Source organism: Pseudonocardia sp. CA-142604, assembly GCF_050948475.1.
In the GTDB taxonomy this organism is placed as follows: Bacteria; Actinomycetota; Actinomycetes; order Mycobacteriales; family Pseudonocardiaceae; genus Pseudonocardia; species Pseudonocardia alaniniphila.
Genome location: NZ_CP192045.1, coordinates 1,580,328 through 1,599,261, shown reverse-complemented (window position 1 = coordinate 1,599,261; position 18,934 = coordinate 1,580,328). Strand labels below are relative to the sequence as shown.

Below are 18,934 nucleotides of genomic sequence, written 5' to 3'. Positions count from 1 at the left end.
CTCTGCTGCACCCATCGGAAGGGGAACCCATGTGGTCGATGCCCGGATCCCGGGGGGCGCGGCGTAGCACCGTCCGCGTCGCTGCCCTCCTCGCCGCCTCGGCGCTGGCTCTCACCGCCTGCGGCGGTTCAGGGGGCGGCGAGGCTGCCGACGCGGGCGGCGATCGCACCCTCACCGTCTGGATCATGGAAGGCACCAACCCCGACGCCCGCCCCTTCTTCGACGAGCTGTCCACCGCCTTCCGCAACCAGACCGGCGCCACGCTCGACGTTCAGTACGTGCCATGGGCGTCGGCCCACGACAAGTTCGTCACCGCGATCGCCGGAGGCACCACGCCCGACGTGGCCGAGGTCGGCACCACCTGGACCGGCGAGTTCGGCGACGCGGGCGCGCTGGCCGACCTCACCGGGCGGGTCCAGCAGGCGGGCCTGTCCGACGGCCTGGTCACGGGCCTGACCGAGGCCGGCACCGTCGGCGACGCCCTCTACGGGATGCCCTGGTACGCGGGCGTCCGGTCGATCGTCTACCGCACCGACGTCTTCACCGAGGCCGGCGTCACCCCGCCGACCACGTGGGACGAGCTGGCTGCGGCGGGAGAGAAGATCAAGGCCGCCCGCCCGGACATGGTCCCGTTCCCGGTGGCCGGGGACAACGAGTACGGCGTCTACCCCTTCATCTGGGGAGCGGGCGGTGAGATCGCCACCCAGAACGGCGGCAACTGGACGAGCACCCTCGACACACCCCAGGCGCGCCAGGGCATCCAGTTCTACGCCGACCTCGCGCTGAAGCACGGGCTCTCCACTCCTGCCGCGGCCACCTGGAAGGAGACCGACCTGCAGGACGCGTTCGCCAAGGGCCAGGCCGCGATGATCATCTCGGGGAGCTGGACGCCGAAGGCGATCCTCGAGGCAGCGCCGGACCTCCAGGGCAAGATCGGCGCGTTCCCGATCCCCGGTCCCACCGGCGGCCTCGCCCCGTCGTTCCTGGGCGGCTCGCACCTGTCGATCTTCGAGGCCAGCCCCAACCAGGACCTCGCCTGGCAGCTCGTGCAGCTGATGAGCACCGGTGACTTCGCCGCGAAGTGGGGCACGGAGTCGAGCTTCTTCCCCGGTACCACCGCGCTGCTGCAGGAGGCCGCGCAGTCGTCCGATCCGCTCGTGGCACCGTTCGCGAAGCAGATGGTGGAGGCCGGCCGCAGCGTGCCGGTGACTCCGCTCTACGGGCAGGTCCAGGGCAAGAAGACGGTCCAGGCGATGATGGCCGCAATCCTCAACGGCACGCCCGTCGACCAGGCCACCTCGTCCGCCACCGCGGAGATGAACCAGATCTTCGCCGGCGGAGCGTGACCGACGTCGTGACGACGCTCCGGGAGCGCACCCGTCCGGGACGCGGGACGGCCACCGCCGGCCCGCGCCCCCGACGCTCCCGCCACACCGGCGCCCGGGCTGCCCGGCCCTGGCTGCTGCTCGCGCCCGCTCTGCTCGTGATGGGCGGGCTGCTGCTCTACCCGCTGGTGCAGGTCGTGGTGATCTCGCTGCAGGACTTCGGCCTGCGGCAGCTCGTGTCCGGCCGCACCAGCTGGGTCGGCTTCGACAACTACGTCGAGCTGCTCGGCAACGGCGACCTGTGGCGCACGGTCCTGCCCAACACCGTGGTGTTCGCGGTGGTGGCGGTGGCGCTGACGGTGGTGGTCGGCACCCTCGTGGCGCTGCTGCTGGCCCGGCTGCGCCCGTTCACCCGTGGCGTCGTCACCACGGCGATCATGCTGGCCTGGGCCGTGCCGGCCGTCACCGGAACCTACGTCTGGGTGTTCCTGTTCACCCCGGGCGACGGGCTCGCGGTGCAGGTCCTCGACGCACTCGGCCTGGCCGACGCCGCCACCACCAACCCGTTCGCCTCCCGCTTCTCCTTCTACACGGTGGCCGCCCTCAACGTCGTGCACCACGGCTTCCCGTTCGTGGCGCTCACCGTGCTCGCCGGGCTGCTCACCGTGCCGCAGGAGGTGACCGAGGCCGCGATCGTGGACGGCGCGGGCGCGTGGCGGCGCTTCTGGTCGGTCACCTTCCCGATGCTGCGACCGGTCTTCGCCGTGGTGACGGTGCTGTCGACGATCTGGGACTTCAAGGTGTTCACCCAGATCTACCTGATGCCCGGCGGCGACGGCGTCAACCGCGACGTGCTGAACCTCGGCACATGGTCCTACGTCGAGTCGTTCGCCCAGAACCGCTACGGGCTCGGCGCGGCGATCGCCGTGGTGCTCACCGCGCTGCTGCTGATCATCACCGTGGGCTATCTGCGGCTGCTGTTCCGTGAGGAGGAGCTGTGACGGGTCATGCCTCACCGATGAGACGTGCGCTGCGCGGGCTCGGGGTGGCCGCGGTGCTCGTCTTCACGCTCTTCCCGGTCTGGCTCATGGTCGCAACGGCGCTCAACGGGCGGGCGAACGCGGGGTCGCGTTCACTGTGGCCGCAGGAGTGGACGCTCGAGAACTTCACGTTCGTGATCGGTGAGGGCGGCTTCGGCCGGTATCTCATGAACTCGCTGCTCGTGGGGCTCGGCACCGTGCTCGCCGGCGCCCTGCTCGCGCTGCTGGCGGCCGTTGCCGTCTCCCGGTTCCGCTTCCGGTTCCGCACATCGGTGCTGGTGATGATCCTGATCATCCAGATGGTGCCGGTGGAGGCGCTGGTCATCCCGCTCTTCATCCAGGCGCGGAGCCTCGGGGCGCTCGACACGCTGCTCGGGCTCGTCGTCGTCTACCTCGCGTTCTCCCTGCCGTTCGCGATCTGGACGCTGCGCGGGTTCGTCGCCGCGGTGCCCGTGGAACTGGAGGAAGCGGCCTACCTCGACGGGGCGTCGTGGGGGCGGATGTTCTGGTCCGTTCTGCTGCCACTGGTCGCCCCGGGCCTCGTGGCCACGAGCGTGTTCTCCTTCATCACGGCGTGGAACGAGTTCATCTTCGCCCTGACGTTCATGGCCAACCAGGACAACTACACCGTCGCCGTCGGGCTGCGCCGCTTCTTCGGGCAGTACGGCACCGACTGGGGCGCGGTGATGGCAGCCTCCACACTGATCACGGTGCCCGTCATGGTGTTCTTCGTGATCGCGCAGAAGAGGCTGACCGACGGGCTCGTGGCCGGGGCGGTGAAGGGGTGACCCCCGGAGCGGCCGGCACGGACGGGCGGCTGGTCGACGCCGTGCTGATGCCCGGATTCAGCGGCGAGACGGTGCCCGACTGGCTCGCGCGAGCCGTCGACGGCGGGCTCGCGGGCGTGTGCGTCTTCGCCTCGAACGTCGGACCGGCGTTCACCGAGCTCACCACCGCTCTGCACGACCGGCGCGCCGGGATGCTCGTGGCGTCCGACGAGGAGGGCGGGTCCGTCACCCGGCTCGACCACCGCGACGGTTCGTCCTGGCCGGGCGCCGTCGCGCTGGGCCGCCTCGACGACATCGGCGTGACGGAGGCGGTCGCCGCGGCGATGGGCCGTCAGTGCCGGGCGGCGGGCGTGGACATCGCACTCGCGCCGGTGGTCGACGTCAACGACGAGCCGGAGAACCCGGTGATCGGCATCCGGTCCTTCGGAGCCACCCCGGACCTGGTGGCGCGGCACACCGGGGCGTTCGTGCGGGGGCTGCAGGGCGCAGGCACGGCGGCCACGGCGAAGCACTTCCCCGGCCACGGCTCCACCACCGTCGACTCGCACCGGGCGCTCCCCGTGGTCGACGCCGACCTGGCGACGCTGCGGTCGCGCGACCTGCCCCCGTTCGCGGCGGCCGTCGAGGCCGGGGTGCGCTGCGTGCTCACCGCACACGTGCTGTTCCCGGCCCTGGACGACCGACCGGCCACGATGAGCGCGGCAGTGCTCGGGCTGCTGCGCCGCGAGCTCGCTTTCGAGGGCGTGGTGATCAGCGACGCCGTCGACATGGAAGCCATCGCGGGCACCGTCGGACGCGGGGCGGGTGCAGTCGCCGCGGTGGCGGCGGGCGTCGACCTCGTGTGCATCGGCAATCCCGCCAACGGCTACGACGACGAAGCCGTCTACCTCGAGGTACGCCACGCCCTGCTCGCCGCGCTGGCCGACGGCACGCTCACCCGGCCCCGTATCGCCGATGCGGGGCGGCGGGTGGCGCAACTGGCGGAGTGGGTGCGCGGGGCCAGGATCGCGGCGGACGGCCCCGCCGACGACCTCGGCAGGCAGATCGTCCGGCGCGTCGTGGAGGTGCGCGGGGACGTGCGGGTCGGGGCGGCTCCGCATCTGCTCGATCTCACGGGTCCGGCGAACGTGGCGGCCGGGCGGCGCCGGGAGCCGTGGCTGGCTGCGGCACTGCGCCTGCACGACCCGGGGGTCACCGCGGGCGGGCGGGACCTTCCCGATGCCGGGAAGCCGCTCGTCGCCGTCGTCGCCGGCCCGTCGGCGGCGCTGGACGCCGTGCGCGACGCCCGGCCCGACGCGGTGGTCGTCCATGTCGGGATGCCGGACCGCTGGCGGCCCTCGGCCCCATCCGTGACGGTGTGGGGCGACGGGCGTGCGCAGGCCGATGTCGCTGCAGAACTGCTGATGGGAAGGTGAGGAGAGCAGGGGTGACCGGCGGGATTTTCGTGCGGTTTCCCAGACACTCCTCAGGCAGTTCCCAGGTTCCGGGCGCATCGTCGTTCTCATGAGCGACGAGCAGAGGGAGCAGGGCCGGGACGCGAGCGCCTCGACCGATGGCCCCCGCACCGACCAGCACCCCGCGCAGTCGTACGCGCCCGGTCCGGAGAACACCGTACCTGCCATGGGACCGAGCCCCGTGGGAGCGAACAGCATGGGATCGAACTACGCGGGCGCTGAGCAGCCGGCGGGCAACCCGTATCAGCACTCCACGGCCGCATACCCGCCGCCGAACAGTGGCTTCCCCTACGGCCCGCCGCCGCCCACGCCGGGACACCAGCCGCGCAAGCCGCGCGCGATGGTCGGCATCGTCGCGGCCGCGTTGATCGCCGGACTCGTCGGTGGCGGGGCAGCCTTCGGCGGGGCCTATGCCCTCACGGGGAGCCACCCGGTCAACACCATCCTCACCTCCTCCCCCGCCAGCCCCGCGTCCACCAACGCCACACCGGGCACGGTGGCTGCGGCCGCCCAGAAGGCCATGCCCAGCACGGTCGACATCCGCGTCGAGCTTCCTCAGGGCTCGGCCGAGGGCAGCGGCGTGATCCTCACCGCCGACGGCGATGTGCTCACGAACAACCACGTCGTGGCGGGCTCCACCGGGCAGATCGTCGTGACGCTCGCCGACGGCAGCCAGCACAACGCCACGGTGGTCGGCACCGCGCCGAGCTACGACCTCGCCGTGATCAAGCTCCAGGGCGTCTCCGGTCTCACCCCGGCCACGCTCGGCCAGAGCTCGAGCCTGCAGGTGGGCCAGCAGGTCGTCGCGATCGGGTCGCCGCAGGGCCTGACCGGCACCGTCACCACCGGCATCGTCAGCGCCTTCAACCGCACCGTCCAGGTGCAGGGCGAGAACGGGACCGGCGTCGTCTACAACGGCCTACAGACCGACGCCCCGATCAACCCGGGCAACTCCGGCGGCCCGCTCGTGAACCTCGACGGCCAGGTCATCGGCATCAACTCCGCCATCGCGACCGGCGGCGGGCAGAGCGAGGGCAGCGTCGGCCTGGGCTTCGCGATCCCCGTCGACCAGGCCAAGCGCGTGGCGCAGGAGCTCATCAACACCGGCACGGCGACCAAGCCGGTGCTCGGCGTGCAGGGCAACGCGTCGGCCACGGCGTCGGGCGCCAGCGGGGGCGCACCGATCGCCGCCGTGCAGGCCGACTCACCGGCCGCGCAGGCGGGGATCGCCGCCGGTGACGTCGTCACCAAGGTCGGCAGCGCCCAGGTCCAGGACTTCGCCGATCTCATCGCCCGGATCGGCTCCTACGCCCCCGGCCAGCAGGTGCCGCTCACGATCTCCAACGGCAGCGGCAGCACCCGCACCGTCAACGTGACGCTGGGCAGCCAGCCCGACAAGAGCCCCACCACCGCCGGCGGGCAGAACGAGGGCGGCAACCAGAACCCCTTCGGTGGCCAGAACCCCTTCGGTGGGAACCCCTTCGGCGGCAACGGCGGCGGGAACGGCAACGGCGGCGGAGGCAACGGCGGGGGCGACGACAACCCCTTCGGCAACTGACCGGAGCACTCCAGCGCGACGCCACCTTCACGCGGCTGCGTGGAGGTGGCGTCGCTGTGTGTGGGGTGTCAGGAGCTGCCGAGCAGCCAGTCGCGGATCTCGGCCCCGTGGGCGCCGAGCGCGGGTGGCGGCAGGCGGTAGGACGGTGGGGTGGCGGAGTACGTCACAGGGTTGCGGACGCTCGGGACGCCACCGGGTGCCACCACGGGGTCGAGCCCGAGCCGCTCGGCGAGGGCCAGCCCGTCGTCGATGGTGTTGATCGGGCCGCACGGCACCCCGGCAGGCGCGAGGATGTCGAACCACTCCTGCGCCGACTTGGTGGCGAGGCGGGCCAGCAGCAGCGGACGTAGCTCGTCGCGGTGGGCGTTGCGGTCCCCCATCGACCCGAAGCGGGGGTCCTCGAGCAGCTCGGGCGCACCGATCGCGATCGCGAGCCTGCGGAACTGACCGTCGTTCGCCGCGATGACGATCAGCTCGCCGTCGCCGGTGGGGAGCGGCTCGTAGGGGAACAGGCTCAGGTGGGCGTTGCCGAGCCGCCCGGGCACGACGTCGCCGGTCAGCACCGCCGACGTCTGGTTGACCAGCCCCGACAGCGCGGCGGAGAGCAGGTTCGTCTCCAGCTTCTGCCCCTCGCCGGTTCGCTCGCGGTGTTGCAGCGCGGCAAGGATCGCGACTGCTGCGTGCAGCCCGGTGATCACGTCGAACACGGCCACCCCGGCGCGGTAGGGCGGACCGTCGGCGGATCCCGTGAGACTCATCAGCCCGGACGTGGCCTGCACCAGCAGGTCGTAACCCGGCAGCGCGGCCCCGGCGGCGGTGCCGAAGCCGGAGATCGAGCAGTAGATGATCCGCGGGTTCCCCGCCGCCACGGTCTCGTGGTCGAGCCCGAACCGCGCCAGACCGCCCGGCTTGAAGTTCTCGATCATCACGTCGGCGCGCGCGGCGAGCCGCTGTGCCACGTCGAGGTCGGCAGGGTCGGCGAGGTCGAGCACGATGGAGCGCTTGCCCCGGTTGATCGCCAGGTAGTAGGTGGCCGTGCCGTCGGCCGACCTGGGTGGCACCCACGTCCGCGTGTCGTCGCCCGTGCCCGGGCCTTCCACCTTGATCACCGTGGCACCGAGATCGGCGAGCAGCATCGTGGCGTAGGGGCCGGCGAGAATGCGGGAGAAGTCGGCGACGACCACGCCGGCCAGGGGGCCGGTTGCCGGCTGGTCCTCATCGAGCACGCACCGACCCTATGCCAGCGACGCGGCGTGCCCCCGTCGTCACACCGAGAAGCCGGTGACCTTGCGCGGCGTGACGCGGACGATCAGCCGGCGCACCGTGTCGGGCTCAGCAGGCGGGTCCTCACCGAGGTACTTATGCGAGAGCCTGCGTGGCAGCGCCTTCTCCGGATCCGCGACGAGCTCCGCTGTGCCTGCGATGTCGATGGACCGGTAAGGGTTCGCGGTGTCGAAGACGGTGAGGCTGATCCGCGGGTCGTGGGCGAGGTTGCGTGCCTTCCGGCGCGCCGCCGTCACGGAGAACAGCACGGTGTCGCCGTCCCTCATGATCCAGACCACCGACGTGTGCGGATCGCCGTCCACGTTCAGCGTCGCGACCGTGGCGAAGTTCCGCCCGTCCAGCAACGCGCGCGTCTCGTCGTCGAACGTCATGGGAAACGACCTCACTTCTTGTTCAGCACGGTCAGTGCGATCAGCGCGGAGACGGCCACGGAGGCCGCGGCGACCGCGAAGGCCAGGTGGTAGCCGGCCGCGAGAGCCTCCTGCAGCGGAGCACCGGCGGCCGTCGCCCCGTCGGTACGAGCGGTGGCGAGCGCGGCCAGCGCCGCGATGCCCAGCGCACCGCCCACCTGCTGGCTGGTGTTGGCGAGCCCCGAGGCCAGTCCGGCGTCGGCGGGCGTGGCGTCGGACATCATCACGGTCGTCACGGCCGGGAGGCTGAGCCCGGCGCCGACACCGAGCACCAGCATCGACGGCAGCACGTCCGTCACGTAGCTGCCGACCGGATCACGGGTCAGCAGCAGCAGGCCTGCCACGAGAAGCACCTCGCCGGTGAGCAGCACCGCGCGCGGCCCGAACCGCCCGATCAGCCGTCCCGACCAGGCGAGCGAGACCACCGCGATCGTCACCGGGATCGGCAGGATCGCCAGGCCGGTCTGCGCCGGTGGGTAGCCGAGGGCGCGCTGCAGGTACAGCGTCGCCGTGAACTGGAAGCCCAGCATGCCGGCGACCATGAGCATCTGGACGAGGTTGCCGCCGGACACCGCGCGCGAACGGAAGATGCCGAGCCGCACGAGTGGCTCCGCGGCCACCCGCTGGCGGACGACGAACCCGGCGAGCAGTGCCGCTGCCAGCACGCCGAGACCGAGCCGCATCCCGGACCCCGACTCGTCGACGATCGCGAACACCGCGAGCATCAGCCCGGCCGTCACGAGCGCACCACCCAGCACATCGGGCCGCGCAGCACCGCTGATCGGGCGGTCCCGCTCGATGAGGCGCATCGACAGCAACGCGGCGACCAGCCCGATCGGCACGTTGACGAGGAAGATCCAGCGCCAGCCGACCGTCTCGGTGAGCACGCCGCCGAGCAGCGTTCCGATCGACGCCCCCGCCGCGCCCACGAACGCGTACACGCCCATCGCCTTCGCCCGCTCCGCCGGCTCGGGAAAGAGCCCGACGATCATGCCGAGCACCACGGCCGACGCCATCGCCGCGGCCACCCCTTGCAGGAACCGGGCCGCGACGAGCATCCCGGCGCCGGTGGCGAGCCCGCAGAGCAGCGAGGCGAGGACGAAGAGCACGAGGCCGGAGACGAGCATCCGGCGCCTGCCCAGGAGGTCGCCGAGCTTGCCGGCGAGCAGGAGCAGCCCTCCCAGGGGAACGAGGTAGGCGTTGACGGTCCAGGCCAGGCCGGAGGCGGTGAAGCCCAGGTCGGCCTGCACCGCCGGAAGCGCCACGCTGACGATGGTGCCGTCGAGAATGATCATGAGCATGCCCGCGCACAGGACCGTGAGGGCAGCCCAGCGGGAGCGGGTCGTGCGTTCGGCGCGTTGCGTGCCGAGTGACGTCATGTCGGGAACCTCCTGGATCGTGAACCAGGAGGGACCGTAACAGATAGTTTTTTTCTAGACTATCTAGATCGGCATCATGAGCTTCGGGACGAACGCTGGGACCGCCGCCGGGGCGTGTTCGGAGTGGGCTCCACGGCGGACAGGGGGCCGTCGGCCCCGACCAGCGCGACCAAGGCGTCCAGGAAGGCGGCGCGCTGCTTCTCGGGCAGGACGGCGAGCACGTCCTCGTAAACCCCGTCGATCACCGTGCGAGCCTTGCCGACGACCTCCCGGCCCGAGTCGGTGGTCTGCACGATCCGCGCCCTGCGGTCCTCGGGGCAGGGCGTGCGCCGGGCCAGACCGGCACCCTCGAGGTTGTCCATCGTGACGACCATGGTCGTCTTGTCGAGCAGTGCGATCTCCGCCAACTCGCCCTGGGTCAGCTCGCCGGGCGCCGCCTTGGTGAGCACGCAGTAGTCCCGCGGCGTGATGTCGAGATCGGCGAGCGCAGTGGTCATCCGAGCGGCGAGCGCCTGGCTCGCCTTGTCGAAGAGGTAGCTGAGATCGCCACGGATCTCGTCGTTGCTCCGCTGGACCATGCAGCGATGGTATCGATGTTCTGTCATGGGATCATCCCGTAGCGGAACGATCCAGACCGAAGCAGTGGTCAGCGCAGCAGCTCGGCGGCCGTCGCCTCCGGTGCGGTGATCATCGCGTCGTGCCCGGTGGCGATCTCCCGCCACTCCCAGCCTTCCCGGCGCGCGATCGCCTGGCCCGCGAGAAGCGTGTGGAAGGGCGGGTCGGTGCAGCGGATGTAGGTGATCGGCACTCCTTTGCCCAGCGGGTCGCGCAGCCCGAACGACTCAGTGTAGGACCGCAGCGGATGCGGGGTGAGCCGCCGGTCCACCCACGCCAGGTCGTCGGGATCGGACAGGCCGAACACGGTGGCAGGCGACGGCCCGAACGCCAGCCCGGTCGGCGACGCCTTCGCCGACGCGACGCGCTCCTCGATCACGTCGGGAGGCACACCGTCGAACCCGGACGCGCCCGGTTCCACCACCAGCCCGTCGAGCAGGACGATCCGGCGCAGCCGGTGCGGCACCCGGTCGGCGACGCCCAGCGCGACCAGCGCGCCGAAGCTGTGCCCGACCAGCACGACGTCGCGCAGTTCCTCGTTCTCCAGCACCGCGACGATGTCCTGCACCATCGTGGCCGGACCGACGTCCTCGGTCAGCAGGTGGGCCCGCTCACCCAGGCCTGTGAGCGTCGGCGTGAAGACCTCGTGGCCCGCCGCGCGGAGCAGGCGCGCGACCCGCACCCAGCACCATCCGCCGTGGCCGGCGCCGTGCACCAGCACGAAGGGATCGCGATGTGCTGCCTGATCGCCCGCGGCCTCGCTCATGACCGACAGTCTGTCAGGGAACCTGCGAGCGATGTGCGACGTCGTCCACGGCCACGCCGCGCGTCGCCGACACGCCGACCGCGGGCTCCGGATGCCCGAGATGGGTCAGCCAGCCGCGCAGCACCCGGTGCAGCGCCTCCGCGCCCACGATCTCCCCGGGCGCCGGCAGCTCCGCGGGATGGATCAGGAAACCCCTCGACTGCGGGCCGCCCATCCCCCCGTGCGAGCCGACGTGCGGTTCGAACGGTGAGGCGTCGCCCGTGACGGGGTCGTAGCGACTGTTGATCATGATGTCGGGGCAGTGGTCGAACTCGTCCACGCGCCGGACGAGGTCGGCGGCGTGCGGCCCGTAGCCATCGAGCGGGTCCTCGCCGATCACCCGTCCGGTGGCCAGCCGGTGCACTCCGTCGCGGCCGAGCACCACCGGCCCGAACTCCGCGCTGCGCACCAGCAGGAAGCCGACCCCCGGGTGGTCGACGAGGGACGGCAGCAGGTCGGGGAACTCGCGCTCGATCGTCTCCAGCCCGACCCGGCCTTCGTGCTCGGTGAACGACACCATCGCCACGTGGCCCGAGGCGACCACGACCACACCGGGCGCGACGCGGGTGACCGCACCGGGCGCACCGCTCACGGTCCGCGGCCGGTCGGCCTCCGAGCCCGTCCGCTCCACGCGCGCCCGGAGCCTGCGTGCGATCGGCCCGCTGCCCGTGGACGCCGCGGCCAGGGCCGCGCCCACCTGCCAACCCTCCGCAGGCCTGCGGGCATCCGAGTTCACGCCGCGGCGCGGCTCCGGCTGGGGAGCCCCGCACAGGCGCCCGACCAGCGCCTCGACCGACTCCCCGAACCGGTGCGTGAACGCCCAGCCCTGCGTCTGGCCGTGGTCCGACAGCGCCACGATGTGGTACCGGCGCGGTGCGAGCTGGGTGGCCCGGTGCAGCCTGCCGATCTGCTGGTCGATCGCGCGGAGCACCGCGAGCGCGTCGAACCGCTCCACGCCCGAGTGGTGGGCCACCTCGTCGTACCCGAGGAAGTCGGCGTAGACCACGGCCCGGCCGGCGAGCATGTCCTCGATGATCGCCGAGACGACCACATCGCGGACGATCACCGTGGTGGCGCTGCGCGCGAACGGATAGAAACCGCCCCGGTTCACGCGCGGCAGCACGCCCGCGCGCCGCTGCCGGGTGGACGCGGAGATCTCGCGGACGACGTCGACCAGCGCACCGGCGAGCGTCCGGAGCGTGTTGGCCGGGTTCGCGAAGTAGGCGTAGTAGCCGGCCCCCACCCCGTCCGACCCGCGGCGCCGGCGGGCCGCCCCGGCCAGGAGCGGCAGCGCGCTCATCGTCAGGCTCACGTGCTCGGCGTCGCCGGTGAAGAGGTTGCCGTGGCCTGCGCCGTCGACGCTGAGCAGCCCACCGCCGTCGGAGTGGCGCCGCTCGATCTCGGCGGCGTCCTCGGGATGCGAGCACGCCATGACATGGTCGCGGTCCTTCTCGTACCAGCGGAACCCGAGGATGTCGGAGTTGTCGCCGTGCAGGATGCCGCAGACGCTCGCGCCGGTCTGGGAGCTCCAATCCGTGTGCCAGTCGGTGAGCCGGTGGCTCCCGTCGGCCAGCCAGCGCGCGAAGGTCGGCATGTCCCCGTCACGCACCGCGCGGCGCACCGTGTCCATGCCCAGCCCGTCGACCTGCAGGAACAGCACGCCGGGCGGCATCTCGGCGTCCCCGCCCGTACCCCGGCGCGCCCTGCGCCGCGCGGCCCGGCGGAAGAACAGCTCGTCCTCGTCGAGCGCCAGCAGGCTCGACCCGAGCGCTCCGAGAGCGGACACCGCGACCGCGACGACCACCGCCGTCTCGAAGTCGGCGATCACCACACCCGGCACGGCGAAGGAGATCGCCAGCACCCCGGCGCCGAGCAGCAGGAACGACCCGATCCCCAGCGTGAACACCGCGATCGGCAGCGCGACCCGCAGGATCAGCGGCCACACCACCCCGCTGAGCACCCCGAACAGCAGCGCGCACACCGTCGGCTGCCACCAGTCCGCCATCGAGAAGCCGGACAGCCACACGTCGAGCAGCCGCAGCGCCGCCGCCACCAGCACCCAGACGAGAAGCACCCGCGCGGCGACCCGCCCGCCCCGCAGCAGCCGTCCGGCACCGTTCCGCGCCCCGGTCTGCGCTCCCCCGCTCATCGCTCGCCCTCGCTGCGCTCGGTCGGCGCTGCGCGAAGGCGCTGTATCGATGATTCACTCGCAAGCTCGCGCTGTATCGATGATTCACTCGCAAGCTCGCGCTGTATCGATGATTCACTCGCAAGCTCGCGCTGTATCGATGATTCACTCGCAAGCTCGCTCATCGGTCCGCTTCCCGGCGCCTGCGCCGTACGTACGTGGCCACCAGCGAGCTGAGGCCTCCGACCACCAGCACGAGCAGCGCCGCCAGGAGCGTCGCGATCAACGGGTTGTCGAACAGCCCGCCGCTGACGATCCCCAGCGCGGCGTACGCGATCGCCCACAGCAGGCACGCCGCCACCGCGGCCGGCACCAGCCGGCGCCACGGGTAGCCCAGCGTGCCCGCGGCGAGCAGCACCGGGATCCGCCCGGCCGGCACGAGCCTGCCCACCACGACGAGCTGCCAGCCCCGTGTGGCGAACCGCGTGCGGGCGGCGGCGAGACGCTCCGGCGGCTGGCCCCGTGCCACCCAGCGCAGCGCCGCATCGCTGCCGACCCTGGCCACGCCGAACGTCGCCAGATCACCGAGCAACGCCCCCACCGTGGCCAGCAGCACGACGATCGGAAGCGACAGGTGATCCGTGGTCGTCGCGATCGCGGCCGCGGCTCCGACCACCGCGCCGGTCGGCACGACGGGCACCAGCGAGCCGAGCAGAACTCCGCCGAAGACGGCGGGATAGCCGATCGCAGAAGGGTCCGTGAAACCGCCCGCCAGCGCGATCACCGCGCATCCGGTGCCGGCGGCGTGCCGGGCAGCGACGACGGGTGCGGAAGGGCGACCGTGGCGCCCGGCTCGGTGATCGCCACGCAGGTGGCCTCGCCCGTGGCCGTCACCGCGTCGGCGAACGTCCTCGGCGGCTCGACGAGCAGCCGGCGCATCCGCGCACCGGCGCGCCCAGGGGCCCCCACCAGGCCGGCGACGGCCAGGGTGCCCCAGTGCACCGGCACCGCCACGCGGGGGCGCAGCATCTGCACCGCCGCGGCGGCGCGAGCCGGGTCGAGGTGGCCGGGACCGAGCGTCGGCCCCCACCCCCACACCGGCAGCAGCGCGACGTCCAACGTGGGCCCGGCGAGCTCGGCCATGCCGGGGAACAGGTCCGTGTCGCCCGCCGCGTAGACCCGCACGTCCCGGCTCGTCAGCATGTGGCCCATGGCCAGTGCCTGCGGACCACGCGTGGAACGGGGTCCCCAGCGGTGCCCGCTGTGCACGGCCGGCACGCCGGTCACCCGCAGGTCGCCGTCCTCGAGGTCCTCGCCGGGGGCGAGCTCCTCGACCCGGGCGATCCCGCGCCCGCGCAGCCAGTCGCCGGCACCCCGCGGGACCACCACCCGCGCGCTGCGCGGCAACCGGCGCAGCGACGGCAGGTGTAGGTGGTCGCCGTGCAGGTGGGAGATCAGGACGAGGTCGACGTCGTCGAGGTCGCCCGGCGCCGGGGTCGGCCCTCCGACCCGTCGTAGCGGCCCGATCCCCCGCGTCAGGACGGGATCGGTGAGCACCACCCGGCCGGCCAGCTCCATCCTCACCGTGGAGTGACCGAGGAACCGCATAGCCAGGCCGCGCACCGGATCAGTATCGCGGGCGAGCCGCCGACCCCGCCTCGCGAGGTGAAGATCGTCGCGAGGTCGGGGTTTGCGCCCCCGCCGGGGCCGATTCCCGGATCTCGCGGCGATCATGACGGTCAGCCGAAGCGGACGGGTTGCCCCGTGGACTCCAGCACCGCCATCCACAGGTCGCCGTGGGGGTCGACCTGGTTGCGCCGGCTCACCGCCACCCCCATCGGGATGTGGACGAACCGGCGCCGGTAGCGGCCCACCACCATCGCCGTGCGCCCCGACATCGCCGCGTGCACGGCCGCCTGCGAGAGGCGCACGCAGTAGACGGAGTCGTAGGGATTGGCCGGCACGCTGCGGATGGCGTAGCTCGGGTCGATGTAGCGGATGGAGGTCTCCACCCCGGCGTCGGCGAAGTGGTCGCCGATCCGCCGCCGCAGGTAGGGCCCGATGTCCTGCAGGCGGGCGTTGCCGGAGGCGTCGCTCCCCGCGCCCGCGTCCGGGAGCAGTTCCTGCCCCGCCCCCTCGGCCACCACGACGACGGCGTGCCCCCGCTCCGCAACGCGGCGGCGCAGGTGCGCGAGCAGCCCTTCATCGCCGTCGAGCGCGAAGGGCACCTCGGGGATCAGGACGGCGTCGGCGCCGCTGCGGGCCAGCGCGGCGTAGCAGGCGATGAAGCCGGAGTGCCGGCCCATGAGCTTGACCAGCCCGATCCCGTTGGCCGTGGACTTCGCCTCCACCTGCGCGGCGCGGATGGCGTCGCTCGCGAGGCTGAAGGCGGTCTGGAAGCCGAAGCTCTGGTCGATGTAGGGGATGTCGTTGTCGATGGTCTTCGGAATGCCCACCACGGCGATCAGCAGGCCGCGCTCGGCCACGGTGCGCGCGATCTCCATCGCCCCGCGCATCGAGCCGTCCCCGCCCACGACGAACAGCACGTTGATGTGCAGCCGCTCCAGGCAGTCGACGATTTCCTCGGGGTCCTGCGGCCCGCGGGACGTGCCGAGCACCGTGCCGCCGTCGGTGGCGATGTCCCGCACGGATTCCGGGGTCAGCTCGACGACGTCGTGCCCGTAGTCGGCGACGAAGCCCTGGTAGCCGTTGCGGATGCCCACCACGCGGCGCACGCGGTAGTGGTAGGTCAGTGTGCGGACGAGCCCGGCGATCACGTCGTTCAGGCCGGGACACAGACCGCCGCACGTGACGATCGCGGCCCGGGTCTTCGACGGGTCGAAGAAGATCTTCCGCCGCGGCCCGCAGGGCTCCATCCCGGGCAGCTCAGCGGCCGGCACCCCGCGGGAGCTGATGCCGGCGAGGGTGTCGTCGAGCAGCACGCGGTCCAGCTCGTCGACGTAGTGCTCGGTGGTCTGGCGGGCGTCCAGCAGTGGCGCCATCGGCGAGGTGATCCGGCACGCGCCGAGGCTGGTGATGGACAGGTCGGGTGTGGGACGGATGCGCGACAGCTCGACGACGGTGCCCTGCTGGTCGCCGGAGGAGGAGAAGGCAGTGCTCACGAGCGCTCCCCTGATCGACGGGACGACCACGCCGCGGCACCGGGGACGCTGGTCTTCTTGACCGTTCCAGGATGCCGCGTCCTCCGGGGCGGTGGCTAGTCGGTACCGGCGCTCCCGACACTTCCGCAGGGACGATCCGGACTGATCTGCATCGACGTGATGTTCCTCCCGGATCGGGGCAAAAAGCTTGCTTATGGCAACGATCGCGTGCTCATGTGGACAGGTGGTCGCACCGTCAGCCCGCCCGGCACTCGTGATCGGCGTTCTCGCATCGTGTGGGCTGGCGGTCTCGGTGATGCAGACCCTCGTGGTGCCGCTCCTGCCGCAGTTCCCGCGGCTGCTCTCGGCCTCCCCCGCCACGGTGGGATGGCTCGTCACGGCCACGCTGGTCGCAGGCGCGGTGTGCGCGCCCGTGCTCGGCAGGCTCGGGGACATGTACGGGAAGCGGCGCCTGATGCTCGTGGCGCTCGCGATGGTGACCGCCGGATCGACGCTGGGCGCACTCGCACCGAACATCGGCGTGCTGATCGCGGCCCGCGCGCTGCAGGGCGCCGCGATGGGCGTGATCGCGCTGGGGATCAGCATCATGCGCGACCTGCTGCCCCCCGAGCGCGTCGGAAGCGGGATCGCCCTGATGAGCTCCTCGCTCGGCATCGGAGGAGCGATCAGCCTCCCGATCACCGGCCTCGTCGCGCAGCAGGCGAGCTGGCGGTGGCTCTTCGGGGCGGCAGCGGTGCTGAGCGCGCTGCAGTTCTTCCTGGTCCGCGCGATGGTGCGGGAGTCGCCGCAGCGCTCCGGCGGCCGCTTCGACCTCCCGGGAGCCGTCGGGCTCGGCCTCGCGCTGGTCTGCGTGCTGCTCGCGATCTCGAAGGGCGCCGAATGGGGCTGGAACAGCCCGCGCGTGCTCGGCCTGCTGGCCGTGGCCGTGGTGCTGTTCGCGGCCTGGGGCCGGCTCGAGCTGCGGGTGCGATCGCCGCTGGTGGACCTGCGCGTCTCGGCCAGGCCCACAGTCCTGTGGACGAACATCGCATCGGTCCTCATCGGCTTCGGGATGTTCGCGGGCTTCCTCCTGACCACGCAGGTGCTGCAGGCCCCCACAGCGAGCGGCTACGGATTCGGGCTCTCCCTCGTCGCCGCCGGTGTGGTGCTGCTCCCGATCGGCGGGGCCATGACGATCTTCTCGCCGGTCTCGGCACGTGTGTCGCGCCGCCGGGGCGCCCGCACCACGCTGGTGCTCGGCACGTCCGTGCTCGCCATCGGGAACGTCGCGATGGCGACGCTGCCAGGATCGATCCCGCTGGTGATGGCGGCGTCCACCGTCACGGCCATCGGGGCCGCGCTCGCCTACTCGGCGCTGCCGCTGCTCATCATGGACGCGGTACCCGCGTCCGAGACCGCGGCGGCCAACAGCCTCAACACGCTGATGCGCATGCTCGGCACCTCCTCCTGCAGCGCGGTCGTCGCCGCTGTCACCACCAGCCTGACCATGGCGGTGGACGGACAGGTGCTGCCCTCGGCCGCCGCGTACACGGTGGTGTTCCTCGCTGCGGCGGTCGCAGCAGTGGGCGGGGCCGTGATCGCCGCCGTCACGCCGGCGAGGCAGGCCGGCACGGTGGCCCCGGAGCCGGTGGCAGCGGCAGCACGGGCCTGACGCGGTCGCGCCGGAACCGCGTCACGGGACCATCCCGCCGGGAGTTCGGGCTACCGGTGGTGCCGGGAGTCCCGGCGGATCGGGTGGTCGGCCGGGACCTGCACCAGCACGATCCGGGTGCCGTCGGGGTCGGTGATCCACATCTCGTGCAAGCCCCAGGGCTCCTGGCGCGGTTCACGGACCACGTGGGCGGCAAGCTCTCGGTGCGCGGCGGCCAGGTCGCGCACCTGCAGCCAGAGCGCGATCGCCTCGCCCGCCGGTTCCTGCGCGCTCCCGGAAAGCTCCAGATAACCGCCTCCGAGGAAGAACACGGTGCCACCGGGGAACTCCCTGAAGATGGCGAGCCCGAGCACGTCCCGGTAGAAGTGCAGGCTTCGCTCCAGGTCGACCGGGTGCAGGAGCACCCGGGAGGCGAGGACCTCCATCAGCACCACCGGTCACAGGCCATGGCGGACGACCCTAACGCACGTCAGCCCGGATGCTCCCGGAACTGCTCGAGAAGGAGGTCGGCGAGCTGATCGGGCGCTTCCTCCAGGATCCAGTGGCTCACGCCCCGCATCTCGACGTAGCGGAAGGGCCCGGCGACCTCGGTGTGCGTCAGCTCCGTGGACTGCCGGGTGATGGCCGTGTCGCCGTCGCTCCACACGAACAGGGTGGGCACCTGCACGGGCGGGGTGTCGTCGGAGAAGGGGCCGGTCAGCAGGGCTCGGTACCAATTGATCGCGGCGGTCAGCGCCCCCGGGTCGGCGAGCACGGCCGCGTCCCGTTCCGCGGCGGGCCGGGACTGGCCGGAGCGCTGCAGGGCGGCCACGAGCCTCGGGGAGAACGGGCGCCCGCCCGCCCCGAGGAAACGCTCCGGCAGGAGCGGAAGCTGCAGTGCGTAGATGTACCAGGACGCGAGCGCCTGCCTGGTGGTGAACAGCGAGCGGACGTACACGCCGGGCGGCGGCACCGAGATGGCGTTGAGCGAACGGACGCGGCCGGGGTGGCGCGCCGCCAGCGACCAGGCGACCGCGGCGCCCCAGTCGTGCCCGACGAGGTGCACGCGGCCCGCCGGGCCGACCAGCGAGTCGATGACGGCCAGCGCGTCGCCGACGAGGCCGGACATCCGGTAGGCACGCCTGCCCCGCGGGCGGGCGCACGGCGAATAGCCGCGCTGGTCGGGGGCGAGCGTCCGGAAGCCTGCCGAGGCGAGCCGGTCCGCGACGGCGTCCCATGCCGTGCCACGCTGTGGGAATCCGTGCAGCAGAAGAACCGGGACACCATCGGCCGAACCGCGCTCGTGAACGTCGAAGGTCAGGTCACCGTGGGTCACCGTCAGCACACGAGCATCATGCAATGCCGCTCACTCGGGGGGTTACCCGCTCGTCGGTTG

General features: G+C 72.3%; 17 protein-coding genes. 6 read left to right on the top strand and 11 right to left on the bottom strand.

Going from position 1 to position 18,934, the window contains the following annotated elements; all coding sequences use genetic code 11:
- Positions 1–38 precede the first annotated feature (38 nt).
- The 5 genes from ACQPZQ_RS07350 to ACQPZQ_RS07330 all read left to right on the top strand — a co-directional run bounded on the left by ACQPZQ_RS07350 (position 39) and on the right by ACQPZQ_RS07330 (position 6,165).
- Positions 39–1,346, top strand: coding sequence for a sugar ABC transporter substrate-binding protein (locus ACQPZQ_RS07350; RefSeq protein WP_433293329.1), 1,308 nt, complete (start codon positions 39–41; stop codon positions 1,344–1,346).
- The gene (locus tag ACQPZQ_RS07345) at positions 1,343–2,326 is read left to right on the top strand and encodes a carbohydrate ABC transporter permease (RefSeq protein ID WP_433293327.1); all 984 of its coding nucleotides are present in this window, start codon (positions 1,343–1,345) and stop codon (positions 2,324–2,326) included. The genes ACQPZQ_RS07350 and ACQPZQ_RS07345 overlap by 4 nt, the downstream gene beginning before the upstream one ends.
- Complete coding sequence (locus ACQPZQ_RS07340; protein ID WP_433293325.1) at positions 2,323–3,153, top strand: carbohydrate ABC transporter permease; 831 nt, start codon at positions 2,323–2,325, stop codon at positions 3,151–3,153. The genes ACQPZQ_RS07345 and ACQPZQ_RS07340 overlap by 4 nt, the downstream gene beginning before the upstream one ends.
- Positions 3,150–4,568 (top strand): glycoside hydrolase family 3 protein, encoded by a 1,419-nt coding sequence (locus ACQPZQ_RS07335; RefSeq protein WP_433293323.1) that lies wholly within the window; start codon positions 3,150–3,152, stop codon positions 4,566–4,568. The genes ACQPZQ_RS07340 and ACQPZQ_RS07335 overlap by 4 nt, the downstream gene beginning before the upstream one ends.
- Positions 4,569–4,656: 88 nt before the next feature.
- Positions 4,657–6,165: a S1C family serine protease gene (locus tag ACQPZQ_RS07330; RefSeq protein WP_433293321.1), complete on the top strand. Its 1,509-nt coding sequence runs from the start codon at positions 4,657–4,659 to the stop codon at positions 6,163–6,165.
- Positions 6,166–6,233: 68 nt separating this feature from the next.
- Here ACQPZQ_RS07330 and ACQPZQ_RS07325 read toward each other — a convergent pair whose 3' ends face one another.
- From ACQPZQ_RS07325 to ACQPZQ_RS07285, 9 genes are all read right to left on the bottom strand, one after another.
- Positions 6,234–7,391 (bottom strand): CaiB/BaiF CoA transferase family protein, encoded by a 1,158-nt coding sequence (locus tag ACQPZQ_RS07325; protein ID WP_433293319.1) that lies wholly within the window; start codon positions 7,389–7,391, stop codon positions 6,234–6,236.
- A gap of 39 nt (positions 7,392–7,430) precedes the next feature.
- On the bottom strand, positions 7,431–7,820 hold the full coding sequence (locus ACQPZQ_RS07320) for a PPOX class F420-dependent oxidoreductase (RefSeq protein WP_433293317.1): 390 nt from the start codon (positions 7,818–7,820) through the stop codon (positions 7,431–7,433).
- An 11-nt stretch (positions 7,821–7,831) separates the two neighbouring features.
- Complete coding sequence (locus ACQPZQ_RS07315; RefSeq protein ID WP_433293315.1) at positions 7,832–9,238, bottom strand: MFS transporter; 1,407 nt, start codon at positions 9,236–9,238, stop codon at positions 7,832–7,834.
- A gap of 74 nt (positions 9,239–9,312) precedes the next feature.
- A complete protein-coding gene (locus tag ACQPZQ_RS07310) occupies positions 9,313–9,816 on the bottom strand; it encodes a MarR family winged helix-turn-helix transcriptional regulator (RefSeq protein WP_433293313.1) in 504 nt (167 codons plus the stop codon).
- A gap of 68 nt (positions 9,817–9,884) precedes the next feature.
- Positions 9,885–10,619 (bottom strand): alpha/beta fold hydrolase, encoded by a 735-nt coding sequence (locus tag ACQPZQ_RS07305; protein ID WP_433293311.1) that lies wholly within the window; start codon positions 10,617–10,619, stop codon positions 9,885–9,887.
- Between the two features lie 13 nt (positions 10,620–10,632).
- Complete coding sequence (locus tag ACQPZQ_RS07300) at positions 10,633–12,807, bottom strand: phage holin family protein (RefSeq protein ID WP_433293309.1); 2,175 nt, start codon at positions 12,805–12,807, stop codon at positions 10,633–10,635.
- 160 nt (positions 12,808–12,967) lie between these two features.
- Entirely contained in the window at positions 12,968–13,570 is a 603-nt protein-coding gene (locus ACQPZQ_RS07295) for a DedA family protein (RefSeq protein ID WP_433293307.1), read from the bottom strand.
- Positions 13,567–14,409 (bottom strand): MBL fold metallo-hydrolase, encoded by an 843-nt coding sequence (locus tag ACQPZQ_RS07290; RefSeq protein ID WP_433293305.1) that lies wholly within the window; start codon positions 14,407–14,409, stop codon positions 13,567–13,569. The genes ACQPZQ_RS07295 and ACQPZQ_RS07290 overlap by 4 nt, the downstream gene beginning before the upstream one ends.
- Positions 14,410–14,525: 116 nt before the next feature.
- A complete protein-coding gene (locus tag ACQPZQ_RS07285; RefSeq protein WP_433299058.1) occupies positions 14,526–15,857 on the bottom strand; it encodes an ATP-dependent 6-phosphofructokinase in 1,332 nt (443 codons plus the stop codon).
- 274 nt (positions 15,858–16,131) lie between these two features.
- Here ACQPZQ_RS07285 and ACQPZQ_RS07280 point away from each other — a divergent pair, with 274 nt between their 5' ends.
- Entirely contained in the window at positions 16,132–17,559 is a 1,428-nt protein-coding gene (locus ACQPZQ_RS07280) for an MFS transporter (protein ID WP_433293303.1), read from the top strand.
- 50 nt (positions 17,560–17,609) lie between these two features.
- Here ACQPZQ_RS07280 and ACQPZQ_RS07275 read toward each other — a convergent pair whose 3' ends face one another.
- Together ACQPZQ_RS07275 and ACQPZQ_RS07270 are read right to left on the bottom strand one after the other, a co-directional pair.
- On the bottom strand, positions 17,610–17,984 hold the full coding sequence (locus tag ACQPZQ_RS07275) for a VOC family protein (protein ID WP_433299056.1): 375 nt from the start codon (positions 17,982–17,984) through the stop codon (positions 17,610–17,612).
- 44 nt (positions 17,985–18,028) lie between these two features.
- A complete protein-coding gene (locus ACQPZQ_RS07270) occupies positions 18,029–18,883 on the bottom strand; it encodes an alpha/beta fold hydrolase (protein WP_433293301.1) in 855 nt (284 codons plus the stop codon).
- Between the last annotated feature and the right edge of the window lie 51 nt (positions 18,884–18,934).

Coding starts and splice junctions, on each gene's coding strand:
- ACQPZQ_RS07350 (WP_433293329.1), top strand. CDS start 39: ATGCCCGGATCCCGGGGGGCGCGGCGTAGCACCGTCCGCGTCGCTGCC.
- ACQPZQ_RS07330 (WP_433293321.1), top strand. CDS start 4,657: ATGAGCGACGAGCAGAGGGAGCAGGGCCGGGACGCGAGCGCCTCGACC.
- ACQPZQ_RS07320 (WP_433293317.1), bottom strand. CDS start 7,820: ATGACGTTCGACGACGAGACGCGCGCGTTGCTGGACGGGCGGAACTTC.
- ACQPZQ_RS07315 (WP_433293315.1), bottom strand. CDS start 9,238: ATGACGTCACTCGGCACGCAACGCGCCGAACGCACGACCCGCTCCCGC.
- ACQPZQ_RS07310 (WP_433293313.1), bottom strand. CDS start 9,816: ATGGTCCAGCGGAGCAACGACGAGATCCGTGGCGATCTCAGCTACCTC.
- ACQPZQ_RS07305 (WP_433293311.1), bottom strand. CDS start 10,619: ATGAGCGAGGCCGCGGGCGATCAGGCAGCACATCGCGATCCCTTCGTG.
- ACQPZQ_RS07300 (WP_433293309.1), bottom strand. CDS start 12,807: ATGAGCGGGGGAGCGCAGACCGGGGCGCGGAACGGTGCCGGACGGCTG.
- ACQPZQ_RS07275 (WP_433299056.1), bottom strand. CDS start 17,984: ATGGAGGTCCTCGCCTCCCGGGTGCTCCTGCACCCGGTCGACCTGGAG.